At 68.6% G+C, this 21,378-nt stretch carries 15 protein-coding genes; 6 read left to right on the top strand and 9 right to left on the bottom strand.

The features are described from left to right. Positions 1–362: 362 nt before the first annotated feature. Positions 363–1,175 carry a hypothetical protein gene (locus tag KU887_RS23635; protein ID WP_258255590.1) on the top strand — a complete coding sequence of 271 codons (813 nt, stop codon included), beginning with the start codon at positions 363–365 and terminating at the stop codon, positions 1,173–1,175. Between the two features lie 26 nt (positions 1,176–1,201). On the opposite strand, the gene KU887_RS23630 is transcribed toward KU887_RS23635, so the two are convergent. Further along, positions 1,202–2,470: a lipoprotein-releasing ABC transporter permease subunit gene (locus KU887_RS23630; protein ID WP_080431228.1), complete on the bottom strand. Its 1,269-nt coding sequence runs from the start codon at positions 2,468–2,470 to the stop codon at positions 1,202–1,204. Positions 2,471–2,632: 162 nt separating this feature from the next. Here KU887_RS23630 and KU887_RS23625 point away from each other — a divergent pair, with 162 nt between their 5' ends. Next, a complete protein-coding gene (locus tag KU887_RS23625; protein ID WP_258255589.1) occupies positions 2,633–3,340 on the top strand; it encodes a transpeptidase-transglycosylase in 708 nt (235 codons plus the stop codon). A 24-nt stretch (positions 3,341–3,364) separates the two neighbouring features. Here KU887_RS23625 and KU887_RS23620 read toward each other — a convergent pair whose 3' ends face one another. From KU887_RS23620 to KU887_RS23590, 7 genes are all read right to left on the bottom strand, one after another. Beyond that, a complete protein-coding gene (locus KU887_RS23620) occupies positions 3,365–4,771 on the bottom strand; it encodes a methyl-accepting chemotaxis protein (protein ID WP_080332003.1) in 1,407 nt (468 codons plus the stop codon). A gap of 250 nt (positions 4,772–5,021) precedes the next feature. Next, positions 5,022–6,089 carry a porin gene (locus KU887_RS23615; RefSeq protein WP_258255588.1) on the bottom strand — a complete coding sequence of 356 codons (1,068 nt, stop codon included), beginning with the start codon at positions 6,087–6,089 and terminating at the stop codon, positions 5,022–5,024. Positions 6,090–6,304: 215 nt separating this feature from the next. Continuing rightward, a complete protein-coding gene (gene acs / locus KU887_RS23610; protein WP_258255587.1) occupies positions 6,305–8,287 on the bottom strand; it encodes an acetate--CoA ligase in 1,983 nt (660 codons plus the stop codon). A 248-nt stretch (positions 8,288–8,535) separates the two neighbouring features. Next, positions 8,536–10,422 (bottom strand): sigma-70 family RNA polymerase sigma factor, encoded by a 1,887-nt coding sequence (locus tag KU887_RS23605; RefSeq protein ID WP_309138188.1) that lies wholly within the window; start codon positions 10,420–10,422, stop codon positions 8,536–8,538. After that, on the bottom strand, positions 10,406–10,720 hold the full coding sequence (locus KU887_RS23600) for a high-potential iron-sulfur protein (RefSeq protein ID WP_006486122.1): 315 nt from the start codon (positions 10,718–10,720) through the stop codon (positions 10,406–10,408). Before KU887_RS23600 ends, KU887_RS23605 begins: the two co-directional genes overlap by 17 nt. Positions 10,721–10,818: 98 nt before the next feature. After that, positions 10,819–12,015, bottom strand: a complete 1,197-nt coding sequence (locus tag KU887_RS23595) for a c-type cytochrome (protein ID WP_060212000.1) — start codon at positions 12,013–12,015, stop codon at positions 10,819–10,821. 80 nt (positions 12,016–12,095) lie between these two features. Beyond that, positions 12,096–13,817 (bottom strand): methanol/ethanol family PQQ-dependent dehydrogenase, encoded by a 1,722-nt coding sequence (locus tag KU887_RS23590; RefSeq protein ID WP_006486135.1) that lies wholly within the window; start codon positions 13,815–13,817, stop codon positions 12,096–12,098. A gap of 431 nt (positions 13,818–14,248) precedes the next feature. Here KU887_RS23590 and KU887_RS23585 point away from each other — a divergent pair, with 431 nt between their 5' ends. Then, positions 14,249–16,582 carry a TonB-dependent receptor gene (locus KU887_RS23585; RefSeq protein ID WP_059721807.1) on the top strand — a complete coding sequence of 778 codons (2,334 nt, stop codon included), beginning with the start codon at positions 14,249–14,251 and terminating at the stop codon, positions 16,580–16,582. A 69-nt stretch (positions 16,583–16,651) separates the two neighbouring features. Here KU887_RS23585 and KU887_RS23580 read toward each other — a convergent pair whose 3' ends face one another. After that, a complete protein-coding gene (locus KU887_RS23580; protein ID WP_077056640.1) occupies positions 16,652–17,668 on the bottom strand; it encodes an alpha/beta fold hydrolase in 1,017 nt (338 codons plus the stop codon). Between the two features lie 304 nt (positions 17,669–17,972). Between KU887_RS23580 and KU887_RS23575 the strand changes: the two genes are divergently transcribed. From KU887_RS23575 to pqqB, 3 genes are all read left to right on the top strand, one after another. Then, positions 17,973–20,003, top strand: a complete 2,031-nt coding sequence (locus KU887_RS23575) for a sigma-54-dependent Fis family transcriptional regulator (RefSeq protein WP_258258399.1) — start codon at positions 17,973–17,975, stop codon at positions 20,001–20,003. A gap of 315 nt (positions 20,004–20,318) precedes the next feature. Next, positions 20,319–20,393: a pyrroloquinoline quinone precursor peptide PqqA gene (gene pqqA / locus KU887_RS23570; RefSeq protein WP_006485436.1), complete on the top strand. Its 75-nt coding sequence runs from the start codon at positions 20,319–20,321 to the stop codon at positions 20,391–20,393. A gap of 61 nt (positions 20,394–20,454) precedes the next feature. Beyond that, positions 20,455–21,378: a pyrroloquinoline quinone biosynthesis protein PqqB gene (pqqB, locus tag KU887_RS23565; protein ID WP_048985145.1), complete on the top strand. Its 924-nt coding sequence runs from the start codon at positions 20,455–20,457 to the stop codon at positions 21,376–21,378.

The following is a 21,378-nucleotide window of genomic DNA, read 5'->3' as shown; positions in this document are numbered from 1 at the left end:
GTGCATCGCCCCGAACGGAAATCGTCAGTGCGGCGGTTCGCTGCGAATGCAGGACTGCGAATCAAATGCGGGCATGCCCGGGATTCCTTCAGGTTTCGAATGAAACGGAACGGCACGATGCAATGAGGCGGGAATGTTGCGAACGGCGGTGCTGCAACGGCAGGAAAGCGCGACGCGAGTCGGCACGCTGGCCGGATTGCTTTCCGGAAGCTTGCGCAAAAGTTATCTCAGCGAAATGCCCGTGTCAAACTTTTTTAGTTCGGGTCAAACAAAGTTTCGGCGTGCGTGGGGCGGGCGATCTCAACTTCCGCGGAATCCGTCCGTAAACAATGAAAAACGCGCTGAAAACGAGAGAGAGGGCAATGACGATTCCGGTCACGGCGGCGGGCGGCCTTACGCTCGCGCAAATGGCACAGGCGGCCCTCGACGGGCGTCAGACGACGGACGCGACCGCGTCCGGCGCACCGCAAGACGAGCCGATCAGCATTCGGGCAATCGATCCGCAAGCGCAGCAGGCGGCGATGACGAAACAGTTGTCGATGGTGGGCGACCTGTCGATGAAGCTGCGCGGCGTGACCGACGCGCTCGCGACGAGCCTGCAGGATATCGTCGCGAAGCGGCCGGACCTGGCCGATGCGCCATTCGATTTCATGACCGACGCCGGCCGGATCAAGGTCGTGTCGAAGACGTTGACCGACAGCGATCGCGCATGGATCGAGTCGACGCTGAATGCGAACGCCGGCCTCGTGCTCGCGACGCGCGCGTTTCACGAGCAGGCCGTCGATATCGCCGCGCAGGGTGCGGCCGTGCGAGGCGACACGTTCACGGACAGCGATCGCGCGGCGGCGAGCCAGGGCGCCGACACGCGCTTTCACTTCATGAGCCTGCTCGACCGGTCGGTCGCGGACAACCCGCCGCCCGTGCCGCCCGGTGGGCACTTCACCACGCAGGACGGCACGACGCTGACGATCGCGCCGTCGGCCGGCAGCGCGCGCGGCACGCTCGCGTTGCTGGACGCCGCACGCCAGCTATCGTCGGGCACGGCGATCTTCGTCGATGCGTCCGGCAACAAGTCCTACGGCATGCGCGTGGAACTCGTCAACGTCGGCTTCGACGTGCTCGCCGGCTACACGCCGGACGGCGGCAACAGCGTCGGTTTCCACGAGATCGCGTAACGCCGCGCCAATCGAGCCGGTTGCGTCTACTCGTCGCGCAACGCTTCGGCGGGCCGCACCCGTGCGGCGCGCCAGCTCGGGTACAGCGTCGCGACGCACGACATCAGGAACGCGGCCGACGCGATCTCGATCACGTCGAGCGCCGACAGCTTCGACGGCAGCGCGCTGAGGAAATACACGGACGGCGTCAGGAAGCGGATGCCGAGCAGTTGCTCGATCGCCGGCAGCACCACCGGGATGCTCACCGCGATCGCGCAGCCGAGCGCGACGCCTGCCAGCGTGCCGGCGAGGCCGATCGTCATTCCCTGGATCGCGAAGATCTTCATGATCGAGCGGGGCGGCGCGCCGAGCGTGCGCAGGATCGCGATGTCGCCCTGCTTCTGCGTGACCGTCATCACGAGCGACGACACGAGGTTGAACGCGGCGACCGCGACGATCAGCATCAGGATCAGCGACAGCATGCGTTTCTGCAGCCGCTCGGCCTCGAACCACGTGCGGTTCTGCCGCGTCCAGTCGCGGATATACAGGTCGCCCGACAGCGTACGCGACAGCGCCAGCGCGACCTCCGGCGCACGCTGCAGATCGTCGACGCGCAGCCGGATACCGGTCGGCGCGGGCACGTTGAACAGTTGCTGCGCATCGCGGATGTGGATGTACGCGAGCGCGCTGTCGTACTGATAGTGGCCCGACTCGAACGTGCCGACCACGTTGAACTGGCGGAACCGCGGCAGCGCGTCGCCCAGGCGCGCACGGTTGCCGGGCGCGAAGAACGTGATGCGGTCGCCGATCTTCACGTGCAGTGCATCGGCGAGCGCGGCGCCGAGCACGATGCCCATCTCGCCCGGCGCGAGCGCGTCGAGGCGCCCGGTCTTCAGCTTGCGCGCGATCTCGGACACGCGCGGCTCGAGCACGGGATCGATGCCGCGCAGCGCGACGCCCGTCACGTTGCCCGCGTTCGTCAGCAGCGCCTGCGCGTCGACGTAGGGTGCGACGGCACGCACCGCCGCGTTCTGTAACGATTCGTGTGCGGTCAGCCGCCAGTCGGGCATCGCGCCGGACGGCGAGAAGATTTCCACGTGCGCGAGCACCGACAGCATCCGGTCGCGCACCTCGGTGCGAAAGCCGTTCATCACCGACAGCACGACGATCAGCGCGGCCACGCCGAGCGCGATGCCGGCCATCGCGGCGCCGGCGATGAACGACACGAAGCCGTCGCCGGCCGAGCGCCGGCCGCCGCGCGCGTAGCGCAGCCCGATCTGCCATTCGAACGGGAGTTTCAAGCGGTTTCCTTTCATTTCGATTCGATCCTGCCGAGCCGCGCATTCTAGCGAACGTGGCGCGACCGTGTGCAGCCGTCGGGTCGCGACGGCCCGCGACCAGCCGATATCCGACCGCCTGCCGGGTCGGCGACGTATCGTGGACGGCGCCCGCGTGGGCCGCAACGGGTCGAAGCCGTGATGCTGCACGAGGACCGCTGGTTCCGGTGGCATCCGGGTTTCAATCCGTACGGGCTCGCGTGCGGCGCATGGATCACCTACGTGCGCGGCGGGCAGGACGCGATCGACCGTGCGCTGGCCGCGTCGCGTAACCGGCTGTATGCGCGCTGGCTGACGACGCATCCGGGCGATGCGTCGCTCAAGCCGCTGTCCGCGTTGCCGTTCGACGCGCCGCATGCGGTCGACCAGACGCTCGCCGCGCGCAACGATACGTGCGACATGGGCGTGAAGGCGCGGGTCGGCCCCGCGAACTTCTTCGATCGCTCGATCGACGGGCAGGTGAACGGCATGCGCGCGCGGCGCTCGCCGGGCTCCACGCTCAAGCCGTTCGTCTATGCGCCCGGCATCGACCGGGGCGTGCTGCATCCGGATTGCCGCGATGCCGGGCAGGTCGAAGGCGACCCGCCGCGCGTCACGTCGTCGCTACGCGGCAGTCCGTATGCGATGCGCGTGAAGACCACCGACGAAACGTGCATCGCGTTCAACGCGACCGCCGATGCGACCGCGCATGCGCTGTACGGGTTCGTCAACGATGCGTACGTCGGTCGCAGCGCGCCGGGCGACGCGCTGTTCTGGCAGCCGCGCACGGCCGGCAGCTATACGGTGCGGGTGGTCGACGATCACGGGCGCAGCGATCAGCGGCCGCCGGGAGTAGGGCTGGAGCAGTAAGCAGGCGCGGCCCGCTCGCGCGGTTCAAACGCTGTAGCCGATCCGCAGCACACCCCATGGCCGTCCGCCGACGACGATCGGCGCGGACACGTCCTTCATCAGCGCGAACTGGCCGTTGCCCATGTCGCGCCGATAGGTCTGCAACAGGAACGGCTTGTCATGCGCCACGGACATGCGCGCCGTGCGGTCCGTGTAGATCCGGCGGTTCCGGCAATTCGCCGCGTTCCACGCGGCGTCCGAGCGCTGAGGCAGCGAGAACTTGCGGTTGTGGGTCGGCAGGTAGCACTGCCGGTCGAAGCTCGCGCAATAGACGATGCGTTCGTCGAGATCGAGCACCGGCTCCTGGACGGCCGGCAGCACGCGATCGGTGAACGCGGTGAAGCGCGTCATGAACTGCTGCGGGTCGGTGCCGGGAATCGGTTCGTAGTGCGCGTCGAAGAGCGCGTCGAGTGCGATGTCGCCGCGCCCGACCGCCTCCTCGAAGAGTTTGCCGATCGCGGCGGCCGTGCTGCGCGCGGCGTCGATCAGGCGCGTGTCGGGCGATTCGATACCGGTCGCGGCGGTGAGCTCGATCAGCGTCTCGGAGACGGAGAGCAGATTGCCGAGCCGGTCCTTGGCCTGCGAGAAGTTCTGGGCCGAGTTCTCGACGCCGGACGCCATCTCGCCCACCTGTTCGTCGAGACGATGGCACTGCGTCTCGATCTCGTCCGTCAGCGACGCGATCTGTTCGGCCTCGCCGGCGAGTTCGGTGATCGCGTGACCGGTCGCGTGCACGACCTCGCCGATCGTGCGCGTGCCCTCGCGCACGCGATGCGCGCGGGCGGCGTTGTCGGTGCCCTCCGCGAGCAGGTGTTCGGTCTGCTCGGCGAGCCGCGCGAGGGTCGTCTCGATCTGGGCCGTCGCCTGCCCGGTCTTCGCGGACAGGTTCTTGACCTCGGCCGCGACGACCGCGAAGCTGCGGCCCGACTCGCCGGCGCGCGCGGCCTCGATCGCGGCGTTCAGCGCGAGCAGGTGGGTCTGGCGCGCGATGACGGAGATTTCCTCGGACACGGCCCGCACGTGATCGAGTGCGTCACGCAGCGCGCCCATCTGGTCGCTGATCGTGGTGACGCCCTCGACGAGGCCGTGAATGTCGGCGAGCGAGGCCTCGATCGTCTGCTGCGACTGCCGGACCGCATTCGACGCATTGGCGCTGACGTCGCGCACCTGCTGCGCGGCCTCGGCGATCCGGTGGTTGCCGCGCAGCGTGAGGGCGGCCGATTCGCGCAGCGTGTGGCACACCTCCGCCTGTCGGGCGACGCGGGCCGCGACTTCCTCGACGTGACCCGACACGTCGCAGATCTCGATGCCCAGCCTGCCGGCCTGTTCGGCGATGTCGCCGACGAGCGCGCGCGACGAACGGCGGCCGCGGCCGATTCCGAAGAAGTTCACGTTGGTGGGTCTCCTTGAGGACATGCGCACCGGGTTCCCGGCGGATGGTGGGCGTGCGTTCCTGACTTGACGGCTGCACGGCCGCGGACTTGAGGTCGGGTAAACATCGAGATCGGCATCCCCGACGGCCGGACCGGCGCCGGGCGGGGCGCGTTTGCACCACGTTTGCGCCACGTTTGCCGTGGCGGCCGCGCGGCGGCGTGACGAGGGACGGGCGGCGCGTGGCGGCCGCCCGTCCACAGGCGCTGCGTCAGAACACGTGGTGAATGCCGGCGTTGACGCCGACCGTCGTGCCCGGCAGCCCGTACAGCGCGCCGCCCGTGATGCCGAGGCCGGTATTCATCGCGCCGTGGTTGTTGACGACGCCGACCTGCGCATACAGGCCGGTTCGCTTCGACAGGCTGTAGTCGGCGCCGATCGCGGCCAGCAGCGAATGATTGTGCGAGTCGTTGCGGTCGGTCGTGTACCACGCGCCGGTGTTCAGGTCGAGGGCCGGCGTGACGCGGTAGTCGAGGCCGGCGCTATACACGTTGTTGCTGAACGAGCCGGCGACCTTGTAGCTCGTGAACGACGCCTTGCCGGTCACCGGCCCGAACGTGTAGGCGGCACCGATCGTGCGGCCGACGAACGCGACCGTGCTCGGCACCGGCGTCGGGGACGTACCGCCGTTGCCGTCGTAGAGCGCCGCGTTGAGCATGAAACCGCCGTTCGTATAGGTGAGGCTGCCGGAATACTGGCGTCCCGCCTGGAAGTCGCCGGCCTTGCCGCCGAAGCCGAACATCGCGCTGGCCGTCAGCCCGGCGATGGTCGGGCTCGTGTACGAAATCGCGTTCGGGTTGAAGAGGCCCGTGACGAGCACGTTGTCGACGTACGGAACCAGCGCGGCGCCGAAGTGCGAGACGTTGCGCGGATCCGATCCGAGGATCGCGAGCACGAACGGCGAGAACTGCAGGCCGACCTTCGTTTCGCCGAAGCCGCCGTCGATTCCGACCCATGCTTGGCGGCCGAAGAAGCTGCCGTTCGAGTGGCCGAACGCGCCGTCCGTGATGTTGAAGCCGCTTTCCAGCTTGAATCGCGCGTGCAGCCCGCCGCCGAGATCCTCGGTGCCCGTGATGCCGAAGTTGGTCGGCGTCATGCCCGTGTCGGTCAGCGCGAACTGGCGTCCGGCGTTGCCGCCGGTCGCCGAATCCAACGAGCGGCTCGTATAGAGCAATGCGGCGTCGAGGTCGCCGTACAGCGTGACGCTGCTCTGCGCGAAACTGCTGCTTGCCGCCGCGCCCAGCAGCGCCGCGCAAATCGTCCATGTCCTGCTCTTCATCGTCTGTCTCCGTTTTGTGAGTGTTGTAATACGCACAACTGATTAAACCTTCGTTGGCGGAAGCGCTGCGAGCCGCCTGCATGCCGTGCCGTCGGGGAACGCACGGCGATGCTTCTCGCCGGCGCGAACGCGGCCGCGAGCCCGGCGTGGGAAACGGGCCAGCGGCCGTGCTGCGACGCCGCGGTGAAGCGATGCGCCCGCCGTGGCGGGCGGCGTTACATCGAACGGTTCAACTGCTCGAGGATGGCCGGGTTCTCGAGCGTGGACGTGTCCTGCGTGATCGCTTCGCCCTTCGCGAGCGAGCGCAGCAGGCGCCGCATGATCTTGCCCGAGCGCGTCTTCGGCAGGTTGTCGCCGAAACGGATGTCCTTCGGCTTCGCGATCGGTCCGATCTGCTTGCCGACCCAGTCGCGCAGCGTCTTCGCGAGCGCCGCCGCTTCGTCGCCTTCCGGGCGCGAACGCTTCAGCACCACGAACGCCACGACCGCCTCGCCCGTCGTATCGTCCGGACGGCCGACCACCGCCGCCTCGGCCACGAGTTCATGCGACACCAGCGCCGACTCGATCTCCATCGTGCCGAGCCGGTGGCCCGACACGTTCAGCACGTCGTCGATCCGGCCCATGATCGTGAAGTAGCCGGTCTCCTTGTCGCGCACGGTGCCGTCGCCGGCCAGATAGAGCGTGCCGCCGAGCTCTTCCGGGTAGTAACTCTTCTTGAAACGCTCCGGGTCGCCCCAGATCGTGCGGATCATCGCGGGCCACGGGCGCTTGACGACCAGAATGCCGCCTTGCCCGTTCGGCACGTCCTGCCCCGTCTCGTCGACCACCGCGGCCGTGATGCCCGGCAGCGGCAGCGTGCACGAACCCGGCACGGTCGGCGTGGCGCCCGGCAGCGGCGTGATCATGTGGCCGCCGGTCTCGGTCTGCCACCACGTATCGACGATCGGGCAGCGCTCGTGGCCGACGTGCTTGTGGTACCACATCCACGCTTCCGGATTGATCGGCTCGCCGACCGTGCCGATGATGCGCAGGCTCGACAGGTCATGGCTCTTCGGATGCACCTTGTCGTCGGCTTCGGCCGCCTTGATCAGCGAACGGATCGCGGTCGGCGCGGTGTAGAACACGGTGACCTTGTGATCGCCGATCATCTTCCAGAAGCGGCCGGCGTCCGGATACGTCGGCACGCCTTCGAACACGACCTGCGTGCCGCCGCATGCGAGCGGGCCGTAGGTGATGTACGTGTGGCCCGTGACCCAGCCGATGTCGGCCGTGCACCAGAACACGTCGTCGGGTTTCCAGTCGAACGTCCACTTCATCGTCTGCGCGGCCCACAGCAGGTAGCCGCCCGTGCTGTGCTGCACGCCCTTCGGCTTGCCGGTCGAGCCCGACGTATACAGGATGAACAGCGGATGCTCGGCGCCGACCCAGGTCGGCTCGCAGCGGTCGGATTCGCCGTCCACCAACTCGTGCATCCACAGGTCGCGGTCTGCATGCCAGTCGATCTTGCCGCCGGTGCGGCGATAGACGATCACGCTCTTGACCGCTTCGCAGCCGCCCAGCGCGATCGCCTCGTCGGCGATGCTCTTGAGCGGCAGCGTCTTGCCGCCGCGCGCCTGCTCGTCGGCGGTGATCAGCGCGACCGCGCCGACGTCGACGAGCCGCTCGTTCAGCGATTTCGCGGAGAAGCCGCCGAACACGACCGAGTGGGTCGCGCCGATGCGCGCGCAGGCCTGCATCGCGACGATGCCTTCGATCGACATCGGAATGTAGATGACGACGCGATCGCCCTTGCCGATCCCGCGTTTCTTCAGCGCATTGGCGAAGCGCGATACGCGCGCGAGGAGATCGGCATAGGTGACGCGGGTGACGGTGCCGTCGTCGGCCTCGAAGATCACCGCGACGCGCTCGCCGTGGCCGGCTTCGACGTGACGGTCGAGACAGTTGTACGACGCGTTCAGCTCGCCGTCGTCGAACCAGGTGTAGAACGGCGCGTTGCGCTCGTCGAGCACCTTCGTGAACGGCTTGTGCCACGTGAGGCCTTCGCGCGCGAGACGCGCCCAGAAGCCTTCGTAATCCTGCTCGGCCTCGGCGACGAGCGCGCGATAGGCCGGCATGCCGGAAATGGTCGCCGTCTTCTCGAGCGCCGCGGGCGGCGCGAACTGACGGGTTTCGTGAAGAACCGATTCGATCTTGGACAAGCGTGTCTCCATGCGTTCATGTGATTCCTGACGGCGCTCGGGAAAACGCAACATGCGTGCCAGTCGCGTGACGGATGGGGGCATGCGGCGCAAGCCGCGACAGTCCGGCGTGTCGCGCCCGCTCCCGGCTAAGCGGCGGCATCGCGGACGGTAGCGCGATGCGGCGCGGCGTTCAGAAATGCAGCAGGTCGTGTTGCAGTCCTGAGCAGTTGAGGCGAGCCGGCGGGTGATCGTCCGGCACCGCCGCGTCAGGCGAGCAACGAGCGAAGTGCCGGTGCGTGCCTGAATTGCCGGATGCGTTCGAGCGCCGATACCTCGAGCTGACGAACGCGCTCGGCCGACAGGTTCAGTTGCCGGCCGATCTCGCGCAGCGAATACTCGTTGTCGACGTCGATGCCGTACCGCAGGCGCAGAATCCACGCTTCGCGTACCGGCAGGCTGTCGATCAGCTCGGCAACCGCCGCGCGCAACTGACCGGCGCTCGCGGCTTCTTCCGGCGTCGGCGCGACGGCGTCGATCGTGACGTCGCACAACGTGAGGTCGTGATCGGGCGAAACCGGCAGGTCGGCGGAGATCGGCTCGCGCACGATGCTCATCAGCTCGCGCACCTTGTCGACCGGCAGTCGCATCTGCGGGGAGAGCGCTCGTGCGTCGGCGACGTCGCCGGTCCGTTGCCGATGGATGCGCGCGAGCCGTGACAGCTTGTTGAGCGAATCGACCGTATGTGCGGGCACGCGGATCGTGCGCCCCAGATCGGCGAGCGCATGCGTGATCGCCTGCCGGATCCACCACGTCGCATACGTCGAGAATTTGAAGCCGCGCCGGTGATCGTAGCGATCGACGGCCTTCATCAGGCCGATATTGCCTTCCTGGATCAGATCGGCGAACGGCAGGCCGCGGTCGGCATAGCGTTTGGCGACCGACACGACGAGCCGCAGATTGCTCTGGAACAGCTTCGTTCTCGCGGGCTGCATCGCGCGCTCGATCCGCGAGAGCCGCGCGTCGAGCGCGATCGCGATGTCGAGCGGCAACGGAGACTGCGCCGCGAGGCGAGCGAGCGCGCCGCGCGCGTCGATCAGCGCCGGCGCGTGGCGGGCTAGGGTGGCGGCGCAGTCGGGATGCGCGGCGCTGCATGTGTGCAGCCATGCGCGTACGTCGTCGCACGGCGTGAAGAGTTCGTGGCGCGCGGCATCGAGCGGGATGCCCGTGGCGACCAGCGTGTCGACGAGCCGTTTTCCGAGCGTGCGCGCCTGAGTCGCGCGCTCGCCGTTCGCTTGCCTGATACGCTCGATCGCGCGCGAGGTGAAGCGGATTCTGCCGGTCGACGCGGCCGCCTCGCGCAGCAGCGCCCGGTAAGCGGTGGACGCGAAGCCGTCCGCGTGCAATGCGTGCTGCATCGCCGATGCCGGTGCACCGGCGCGTTCGAGTGCTTCGACGACCGTATCGCGCCATGCGGGGCTGTCGAGGGCAAGGCCTGCGTCGTCGTCGGGCGCGGGTGAGGCCATGCTTGGATCGTCGGGTAACGTCGTCGGCGCACTTGCGGCCGATTCGGCATCGCCGGCAAACCCCGTCACGTAAACCGACGCCGCCACCTTGCCGGCGCGGATGTCGTCCGCGATCGCCGCGACGGCCGCGAGTGCCGCCGGATCGCGGCTCAACGCGTCGATGCATGCCGCGCGGCCGCTTTCGAGACGAAGCGCGAGCGCGATCTCTTCGTCGCGTTCGAGCAGCGGCGTCGCGCTCATTTCCCGCAGATAGAGCCGGATCGGGTCGTTGGTCCGGCCCGCGAGCAGATCGTCGGCCGCGAGCGGCGTCGATGCGTCGGCGAACGGCGACGCGACTTCCGTCACTTGCGCGAAATGACGGTCGAGCGTCCATGCGGTGTGCGCGCCGGCATGCTCGCGTACGTCGATGCCGAGCTCACGCAGCATCGACGCGGCGGCGTCCACATCCGCGCCGTCGGCCGCGTCGTCGGGCAACGCATCGGCCATTTCGCCGTGCGTCACGTAGCCGCGATCGATGCCCAGCGCGATCAGCGCATGCAGATGCGCGGCGCGGTCGGCGTGGGCGCCGCGACACGGCGACGGCGCGCCGTCGCGTTCGCGAGCGGGCCCGGCGTCAAGCGAGCTTGGCATAGACGTTGCACCAGCCTTCCGCGGCAACCGTCTTGCCCGCGAACATCGGGCACGTCCCCGAGGATTCGCCCGCGGCGGCCTTGTAGAAGCGGCAGTTCGCACACGTCTGGCCGGCCTGGTACTTCGGGAACTTGCCGGCGTCGACGGTCGTCGCCTTGGCGCGGTAGCCGAGCGTCTTCGCCGTCGCGTCGTTTTCGTCGACGGGCGGAGCGGCGGCGAATGCGCGCGTGCCGGCCGCGAGCGCGGCGCACAGGCCGGCGGCCTGCACGAAGAAGGTTCTGCGATGACGGGAGATCATGATGCGGTCCTGAATGAAATGAACGGAAAAAGCCCGGCCCGCGCGCCGGGCATGTTGCCCGGCGCGGCGGTCGATCGAAACGAAAGCGGGTGGAGCGGTTACTTGCGCGGCCCGGCGATCAGCGGCGCCTTCGACGCGTTGGCGATCTCGGCGGTCAGCTTGCTCTTCGACGCGTCGTAGCCGTTCGAATAAAGCAGGAACGCCATCAGATCCTCGTATTCCTGTGCGGTCATCTTGCCGGGGCGATCGGCCGGCATGTTGCTCGACATGTACAGGAAGATGCCGCCGACCGTGATGTGCGACTTGCCTTCGGGCGCGAACGATTCCCCGCTCAGCGCGGGTGCGGTATTGCCCTCGAGCTGGTCGCCGTGGCATTTCGCGCACGCATCGCCGTAGAGCTTCTTGCCGTGCTGCACCTGAGCCTGGTCGAACGACGGGACGCCGCTGCCTTCGCTCGTCGACACCTTGATGAAGCCGGGCCGCTGCGCGGACGCGATCGCGCCGTCGAGAAACCGGCCGGGCACGCGCGAGGCGGCGGCTTGCGCGATGCCGTCGGGCAGCGTCCAGCCGCGCGTGAGCGACGCGAGGCGGCCGTTGCCGCTCAGTTGCGACAGCGTGGCGTCGATGCGCTTTTGCAGCGCGTCCTTGCCCGGCCCGAACGCGAACGACAGTTGCCAGTCGGAGTACGGCGACGACGTCGCCGCCACCTGGAACCGTTGTTTCGGATGCGCACGCTCGTACGCGACGACGCTCGGATACCAGACGATCGCGCGTTGCGCGCGGCCCGCGGCGAGCGCGCCGATCGTTTTCTCGCTCGTGTTCTCGAGATCGAAGCGGGCATTCGTCTGCTGCGCGGCGATCAGCTGCGACGGGCTGCCGTAGGTGGCCGCGATCGTTTCCTTCGCGCCGGACGGCGCGGGCGCATCGCGCAGCGAAACGCTGACGTAGCCGGAGCGCAGATAGCCCTGCGAGAACGTCATCTTCGATCCCGACGCATCGGCGATGGCCGAACGCGGGAAGCCGGCGATCACGTCGCAGTCGCGTTCGAGCGATTTCGTCAGTTCGCTGGCGGAGATGCCGTCGTCGTCGCCGTTGTCGTCGACGCCACGTGTGTTGAAGGTCGCGGCGATGCCCGCGGTGCGGAACACTTCGCGCGCGACGGCGCGATCGAGCGTGGTGGTCGGGCTGCCAGGCAGCGTGCAGATGCGCACGCCGGCCGATGCGGTTGCCGGTGTCAGCGCCACGCCCACGGCGAGCAGACTGGCGACGGCGACGGAAGTGAGACGAGTATTCATGGTCGTGTTTCCGGTTGAAGCGGGTGGGGCGTCGCGCCCGCATCGGGCGCATGCGGGCGCGACTCGGGCGTGGCGCCGGGTCAGTTGAGCGCGAACACGTAGAGCGTGCCGCCGCGCGGAACGTCCTTCGCGATGTCGGCCATCGGGCCGCCCCAGATCGGGTTCGCGCCGCCGTAGCCGGCGAGCACCGCGACATACTCCTTGCCGTCGACCTCGTACACCGACGGCTGCGAAATGATGCCGCTCGCCAGTTGCGGGCTTTCCCACAGCACCTTGCCGGTCGCCGTGTCGAACGCGTACAGGTGGCCGTCGAGCGAGCCGCTGAACGCGAGACCGCTCGCGGTGGTCGCGACGCCGCCGTTCCACGGTTTCTTCGACCAGTGGCTCCACAGCTTCTTGCCGGTGTTCACGTCGATGGCCGTCAGCTCGCCGTAGCCTTCGCTGCCCGGTTCGGGCTTGATCTCGAAGCCTTCGCCGAGATACGGCAGGCCTTCCATGTAGCTGACCGACTTGCCGGTCAGGCTCATGCACGCATGCAGCGCCGGCACGACCGCGATGTTGCGTTCCTGGTCGTACGAGATCGACCACCAGTTCTTGCCGCCGAGGAAGCTCGGGCACGTCTCGATCGTCGTGCCGGCCTTCGGGAACTTCGACGCGTCCTGGATCGGCTTGCCGTCTTCCGTGTAGCCGGTGACCGACAATGCCTTCACGAACGGCGTCGCGTAGATCAGCTTGCCGGTCGTGCGGTCGATCGCGTGGAAGAAGCCGTTGCGGTCGGCGTGGATGATCGCGTCGTAGTCCTTGCCCTTGTACTTGATGTCCGCGAGGACGGCCGCGTTCACGCCGTCGTAGTCCCACGTGTCGTTGTTCGTGTACTGGTAGTGCCACTTCAGGTTGCCGCTCTTCGCATCGAGCGCGAGCAGCGAGTCGGAATACAGGTTGTCGCCCGGGCGCAGCGCCGCGAGCCACGGGCCGGGGTTGCCGACCCCCCAGTACAGCGTGCGCGACGCGGCGTCGTACGTGCCCGTGAGCCACGCGGCGCCGCCGCCATGGCTCTGCATGCCGTCGGGCCAGGTTTCCGCGCCCTTTTCGCCGGCGGCGGGGATCGTGTAGCGTTTCCAGACCTGCGAGCCGTCCTCCGGATTCAGCGCCGCGATGTAGCCGCGAATCCCGTATTCGCCGCCGGACGTGCCGACGACGATCGCGCCGTCGATCGCGAGCGGCGCGAGCGAGAACGCGTAGCCGAGGCCCGGCTCGAACATCTGCTTCTTCCACACGAGATTGCCGGTCTGCGCGTCGAGCGCCGCGACTTCGCCGTTCAGCATCGCGATGTAGACGTTCTTGCCGTACAGCGCGACGCCGCGGTTGACGACGTCGCAGCACGCGGTCTTGAACGAGGCCGCGCCGAGCTTCGGCTCGTATTTCCACAACTGCTTGCCGGTCTTCGCATCGAATGCGTAGACGTTGTCCTTCGGCGTCGTCACGAACAGATAGTTGCCGTTGACGATCGGCGTGGCCTCGAAGCCCTGCTTCAGGTCGGCCGGGAACTTGTACGCCCACACCTGCTTGAGATTCTTCGCGTTCGACGCGTCGATCTGCTTGAGCGGAGAATGCGAGCGGCCGTCGTAGGTGCGGTAGTAGGTCAGCCAGCCCGGGTCGCCGTGTGCATCGGTCAGGCGCTGGTAGGTCACGGCCGGGTAGTCCGCGGCCGCTTCGACGAGGCCGGGGTTCAGCGCGACGGCGGCCGCCACCGCGATTCCGATCGTCGCCAGCCGGCTCGCTGAAGCCGAGAGTTTCTTCATGGTTGTCTCCTGGGTCATTGTGGTCGCACCGCCGCGAACGTTGCGTCGCGCCGGCACGGTTGGGGTTTCCGGGCCGAGTGCCCTGCCCGTTACGCAAGTCGCATGCCATCGCGGCCGGAAGCCGGTACGGTGCGGCACACCGGCGCATCGCAGGCGATGCGTCGAGCGACGGCGTGCGCGGCGACGTCGACGCAGGTGTTGCATTCAGGTACACCGTCGCGCGTGAAGTGTTGCCAAACATGACAGGTGGCGCAGTCGGCCGGACAGCGGCGCGCCGGTCGCGCGCATCGCGTACCCGAGTGATGCGCGGCGCGGCGTGCACCGTTCGTGCTCGCGGTACTGGCACGGTTCTCGCACGCCGGCTTCGCGACAACCCGTCGCCGTGCGGTGCATCGCACGCGCCGGCGGAATAAAAGTGCGGAGACAACGGAATGATCAGGAGACCAAAGGCCGCCGGGTGGTACGGCGCGATGCGGCATGGCCGGCGTGCGCGATGCGTTGGCGTGACCGTTGGCACGTTGGCGCTGTTCGGTTTGCCGCCCGGCAGCGTGCGCGCGCAGCAGCCGGCGGACGGCGGCACGATTGCGCCGGCCGAGCCGCCGGCCGTCGTGCTGCCCGCGGTGGTCGTCGTCGGCACGACGCCGCTGCCCGGGATCGGCACGCCGCTGTCGAAGGTGCCGGCGAACGTGCAGACGGTGCGCGCGGCGGAACTCGACGCGCAGCACCGCGCGACGCTCGCCGATTTCTTCGCCGCGAACCTGCCGAGCGTGACGATCTCGGACGCACAGGGCAACCCGTATCAGGCGGACGTCAACTATCGCGGCTTCGCCGCGTCGCCGCTGCTCGGCACGCCGCAGGGGTTGTCGGTGTTCGTCGACGGCGTGCGCGTGAACGAGCCGTTCGGCGACGTCGTGAACTGGGACATCCTGCCCATGCAGGCGATCGACCGCGTGCAGCTGATTCCGGGCTCGAACCCGGTGTACGGGCTCAACACGCTCGGCGGTGCGCTCGCGATCACGACGAAGAACGGCAGGTCGAACCCGGGCGGCGAAGCGGAGGTGTCGGGCGGCTCATGGGGCCGCAAGACCGCCAGCGTCGAGCAGGGCGGCACGATCGGCTCGAACCTCGACTACTACGCGACCGCGAACGTCGCGAACGACGGCGGCTGGGCCGACCATAACGCGAGCCGCGTGCGGCAGGCGTTCGGCAAGCTGCGCTACACCGATGCGGACACGACGCTGTCGATTGCCGCGGGCGGCGCGGACAACACGCTGTCCGGCACCCAGACGATCCCGCGCTCGTTCCTCGACAACCGGAAGCAGGCGTATACGTATCCGGACCGTAACCGCAACAGCGCCGGCTACCTGACACTGTCGGGCGAGCGATTTTTCGGCGAGCACGTCGAGCTGAGCGGCAACGCGTACTACCGGCACCTGCGCAACACCAACACGAGCAGCAACAACAATACGGACTACGGATCGGTGGACGAGGACGGCGCGATCGACACGGTGCAGGGCAGCAATGCGCAATCGACGATCGTCACCGACAGCTACGGCGGCAGCGTGCAACTCACGCTGCTCGGCAAGCTCGGCGGGATGGCGAACCGGCTGGTCGCGGGCGTCTCGGCCGATGTCGCGAATTCGAGCTACGTCGCGTCGTCGCAGGACGCATCGTTTACCGATGCGCGCGCGGCGATCGGCATCGGCGATTTCGTTCCGCAGACCAGCGCGAAGACGCGCAATGCGAACGTCGGTGTGTACCTGAGCGATGCGCTGTCGCTGACGCCGCACTGGACGCTGACGCTGTCGGGCCGCTACGACTGGTCGAAAGCGCGGATCGGCGACGAGAGCGGCGTGCAGCCGCTGCTCGACGGCAGCCATGTGTTCTCGCGCTTCAACCCGGCTGTCGGACTCAACTGGAACCCGGTGCCGGGCTTGACCGCCTATGCGACGTACAACGAAGGCATGCGTTCGCCGACCGCGATCGAGCTCGCGTGCGCGGACCCGGCCGCGCCGTGCTCGCTGCCGAACGACTTCATCGCCGACCCGCCGCTCGAGCCGGTGATCTCGAAGACGTTCGAGGCCGGCATGCGCGGCCGCATCGGCGCGGCGACGACCTGGAGCGCCGCAGCCTACCGCACGACGCTGACCGACGATATCCAGTTCATCAGCAGCCCGGCCAGCGCACAGGGCTACTTCCGCAACGTCGGCGATACGCGGCGGCAGGGTATCGAGCTCGCCGGCCGCACGCGGGTCGGCCCGCTCGGTGTCGGGCTGTCGTACAGCTATGTCGACGCAACCTACCGATCGTCGTGGACCGAACACAGCCCGGCGAATTCGACGGCCGACGCGAACGGCAACGTGACGGTCAAGCCGGGCGATCGCATCCCCGGCATTCCCGCGCATACGGTGAAACTGCGGCTCGACTACGCGGCGACGCCCGCGTGGGACATCGGCGCGAACGTGACCTGGCGCGGCGGCGTGTATGCACGCGGCGACGAGAACAACGGGGACGTGAACGGCCGGCTTGCCGGCTACGTGCTGGTCGATCTCGACATGCGTTACCGGATCACGAAGCGGTTCGAGGTGTTCGCGAGCGTGACGAACCTGCTCGACAAGCGCTACGCGAGCTTCGGCGCACTCGGCCAGAATTTCTTCAACGGGCCGAACCATACATTCGACGGCGCCCGTCCGGTGAACGAACAGTTCGTCGGGCCGGGTGCGCCGCGCGGCGCGTGGGTCGGCGTGCGCTACGCGTGGGATTGAGCGGCGCGCGATCGCGTGTGGCGCGCTTGCGTGTGTCGTCGCGTCATGACACGAACGGGCGCGGGGCCGTCACGTGAGCGGCACCGTCGCGAACATCGCATTGACGGCGCGTGCGACGCTGCGCGCCAATGCCGGGTCGCTTGCCAGATGCCCGGCCTGCACGCGTTCGATTTCCGCTTCGGGTGTGGCCCGCGCGAGACGTTCGACGTTGCCGACCGGGCACACGGGATCGTGCCTCCCGTGCGCGGCGAACAGCGGCACGCCGGCTTGCGCGGCGCGTCGCGCGAGCGCGAGCACGCGGCGCTCGCCCAGCCAGCAGTCATGTTGCAGGTAGTGCGCTTGAACCCGGTATTTGTCGATCAGACGGCCGACGGTCTGGTTCGAACGGATCGTGCGGGCGGGCGAGCGGCGCGTTCGCACTGATGCGAGGATCGCGCTTTCGTATGCGTGCCACGCGAGCGCCACTGCGCGCTGGCGGGCTGTGTTCGCGCCGGGGCGCAGCCCGGCAGCGCAGCGCGACAGCAGGCGATCCGGCCGGCCGCCGCCGGCCGCTGCATGCAGGCGCCGCCACTCGCGCGGCGCACGCGTGCGGGACGTCATGAAGAGTCCGCGGATTTCGCGTCGCGACGTCAGGAACAGGCCGCGCAGCACGACGCCCGAGACCCGCGCCGGATGCGTGCCCGCATATGCGAGCGCGAGCGCCGCGCCCCACGATCCGCCGACGACTCCCCAGCGTGCAATGCCGAGCTGCTCGCGCACCGCCTCCAGATCCGCGATCAGCCGGGCGGTGGTGTTGTGGCGCGTGCCGCCGCGCGGCCCCGACGCACCCGCGCCGCGCTGGTCGACGAGCACGACGCGCAAGCGGCTGAGGTCGAACAGCCGCAGGATGCCGGCCTGGCTGCCGCTGCCGGGGCCGCCGTGCAGCACGACGACCGGGTGGCCCTGCACGGCGCCGGCCACGGCGAAGGCGATCGATTGCGCGTCGCGGTGCAGGTGCCGGCGCGCGGGCGTGGCCGATGACGCTGGGGTATCGGGCAAGGCCCGCGGCGCGGGCGATGGCGTGGATCGAGTCGGGCGACGCGTCATGTCGATAGGGTACGAGAGGGGGAATCATCGGCGGCGTGGCGGTGGCCGGGCTTGCCCTGCGACAAAGCGAGAAGCGCGCCAGAAACGCGTCAGCCGCGAAGATCCGGATTCGCACGGGTAGTCACGCGTCGGGAAATCACGGTATCACGAAGGCCTGGCCGTCGCGCGACGCGACACGCTCCGCCCGGACGATTCATTACATCGAGCTTTCAATGTGTGCCGCGGCGCCGGTGTGGCCCGATGCTTGCTTGCAACGACGGCAAAGAGTCCGGCAGTTGACCGGAAGGATCCCCCGGAGGAGACAATGCGCGATGACGTAGAGCAGGCGGCCGGATCACGGGCCGCGCATCCCGCTGGCTGGCCCGCGCCGTCGATCCAGAAGGCCCACGAGCGCTCGGAGACGTTCGGCCTGCAGGTATCGGCACGGCCCGACTACGACGTGCTGTCGAACGCGGCACTGGTGCTCAAGCGCGAGCAGAGCCGGGTGCTGTGCGTGCACGCGATGCCGGTGATGGAGACGCTGCACGAGCAGATCGGCAACACGCAGAGCATGATCGTGCTGACCGATGCGGAAGGGCTGATCCTGCATTCGATCGGCGACGACGATTTCCTGCGCCGCGCGGAGAAGGTCGCACTGCGTCCCGGCGCGAACTGGGCGGAGAGTCGCCAGGGCACCAACGCGATCGGCACGGCGCTGGCCGAGCTGTGTCCGATGGTCGTCCACGGCGACCAGCACTTCCTGGCCGCGAACCGCTTCCTGACCTGTTCGAGCGTGCCGATCCTCGATCCGTACGGCGACGCGATCGGCGTGCTCGACGTGACGGGCGACCACCGCAGCTATCACCAGCACACGATGGCGCTCGCGAAGATGTCGGTGCAGATGATCGAGAATCATCTGTTTACGACGACCTTTCAGGAAACGCTGCAGGTGTCGTTCCATGGCCGCCCGGAGTTTCTCGGCACGCTGATGGAGGGGATCGTCGCGTTCACGGCCGACGGCCGCTTCCTGTCGGCCAATCGCAGCGCGCAGTTCCAGCTCGGCATGCCGCTCGCCGCGCTGCGCGCGCATACGCTGTCGTCGCTGTTCGACGTCACCAGCGCGCAGCTGATCGACCGCATGCGCGCGAGCACCGACCGGCACCTGATGCTGAATCTCGGCAACGGCGCGGTGGTCTGCGCGCGCGTGCACTTTCGCCGCGCGACGCTCGCCGAAGGCAGCCGGCCGACCGACGTGCACGACGCGGCGGCGCCGGCCGCGCGCGCGAACGCGGTGCCCGCGCCGGCGGCGGGCACGTCGGCCGGCCTGTCGCGGCTCAACTATCTCGACACCGGCGATGCGCAGGTCGCGTGCGTGATCGCGAAGGTGCGCAAGGTGATCGGCAAGGACATCCCGATCCTGATCACCGGCGAGACCGGCACCGGCAAGGAGCTGCTCGCGCAGGCGATCCACAACGACTCGCCGCGGCGCGACGCGCCGTTCGTCGCGGTCAACTGCGCATCGATTCCGGAGACGCTGATCGAGTCCGAGCTGTTCGGTTACGAGGAAGGCGCGTTCACCGGCGCGCGCCGCAAGGGCGCGATCGGCAAGCTGCTGCAGGCGAACGGCGGCACGCTGTTCCTCGACGAGATCGGCGACATGCCGTATCCGCTGCAGGTGCGGCTGCTGCGCGTGCTGCAGGAGCGCCTCGTCAACCCGCTCGGGTCGACGAAGACGATCGCCGTGGACATCGCGATCATCTGCGCGACGCACCGCGATTTGCGCGACATGATCGCGCAGAACCGTTTTCGCGAGGATCTCTACTACCGGCTGAACGGCCTCGTGGTGCGCCTGCCGCCGTTGCGCGACCGCACCGATCTCGCGGTCGTCGTGCAGAAGATGCTGCAGCGGGAAGCGTTCGCGGGCCCGGGCCGGCCGCCGCTGTCGGTCGCGCCGGACGTGATGGAGTTGTTCGTGCGCTGCACGTGGCCGGGCAACTTCCGCCAGCTCGGCAACCTGCTGCGCACGGCGGCCGCGATGGTCGACGACGACGGCGAAATCCGCCGCGAGCACCTGCCGGACGATTTCTTCGACGACCTGCGGCGCGGCGATGCGCAGCCCGTGCAGGCGGCGCCCGATTCGCTTGCCGCGGCGAGCGCCGGGCCTGGCGTCGCGGACGCGTTGCCGCTCGCCGACGCGCGCTTGCAGGACGTCGCCGCGTCCGCGATCGCCGCCGCGCTCGCGCGTCATGGCGGCAACGTGTCCGCCGCGGCGCGCGCGCTCGGCGTGTCGCGCAACACGATCTACCGGAAGATGCCGGCCGCCGACGCGGGACGCCATCCGTCGGAAGAGAGCTGACGCGCGGCCGTCGCGCCGTGCGCGACCTGTCACAGCCGGTGTGTCAAGTTGCAACACCGGTGTTCAACGATTCAACACCTGTCACCACTCGCGGACATCGCGTCGCCGGGGTGGCGGACCGCATTCGCGCGAATCGTGTCGGCGATTCGTAAGGTTTCCGCGCCGATGCCCGGACGACGGCCGTCTACCGCCGCGGCGCCGCCGAAATACCGCTTCGGCACGCTCCTTGCTGAAGAGGAACCGACCGCTCGATTGCCGCGGTCGTTCGATTCATCCGGCAACACATCAACTCATCAACTCAACAGGAGACACACCATGCAGTGGACGACACCGTCTTACACCGACCTGCGCTTCGGCTTCGAAATCACGATGTACATCGCCAACCGCTGATCGCCGTGCGTGCCGCCCGTTTCGCCGTGGTCGGCGCGGGCGGCCTCGGGAGCTGACGCCCATGAAGATCAAGATACTCGGCTCGGGAGCCGGCGGCGGGCTGCCGCAATGGAACTGCAATTGCGCGAACTGCCGCCGTGCACGCAGCGGAAGCGGCCACGTGCTGCCGCGCACGCAGTCGTCGATCGCGGTCAGCGACGACGGCATCGACTGGGTCCTCGTCAATGCGTCGCCCGACATTCTTTCCCAGTTGCGCGCGGACCCGGACCTGCAACCGGCACGCGCGATCCGCGACAGCGGCATCGCCGCCGTCGTGCTGTGCGACGCGCAGATCGATCACGTGACGGGCCTGCTGATGCTGCGCGAGCGCTCGACGCCGCTGCCGCTCTACGCGAGCGCGCCGGTGCTCGACGACCTGTCGACCGGCTTGCCGCTCGTGCCGCTGCTCGGCCATTACTGCGGCGTCGCCGCGCATACGATCGCGCCCGGCGAGCCGTTCGCGGTGCCGGCGGCGAGCGGGATCCGGTTCACCGCGATCGCGGTCGACAGCAAGCCGCCGCCTTATTCGCCGCGGCGTGCGTCGGCCGCACCCGGCGACAACATCGCGCTGTCGATCGAGGACGTCGCGAGCGGGCGGCGCGCGTTCTATGCGCCGGGGCTCGCGTCGGTCACCGACGACGTACGCGCGGCCATGGACGGCGCCGATCTCGTGCTGGTGGACGGCACGTTCTGGACCGGGACCGAGATGATCGATCTCGGCCTGTCGCACAAGCATGCGGCCGACATGGGGCATCTCGCGCAGTGCGCGGAACACGGGCAGCCCGGCATGATCGACTGGCTCGACACGCTGCCTGCGCGAACGCGCAAGGTGCTCACGCACATCAACAACACGAACCCGATTCTCGATCCGCATTCCGTCGAGCACGCGCACCTGCGCGCGCACGGCATCGACGTCGCGCACGACGGCATGCAATTCCAGGTCTGA

The organism is Burkholderia sp. EMB26 (genome assembly GCF_024730645.1).
GTDB classification, from domain to species: Bacteria; Pseudomonadota; Gammaproteobacteria; order Burkholderiales; family Burkholderiaceae; genus Burkholderia; species Burkholderia cenocepacia.
Note: the sequence above shows the minus strand (reverse complement) of the source record. Positions and strands in the feature narration are given on the sequence as shown.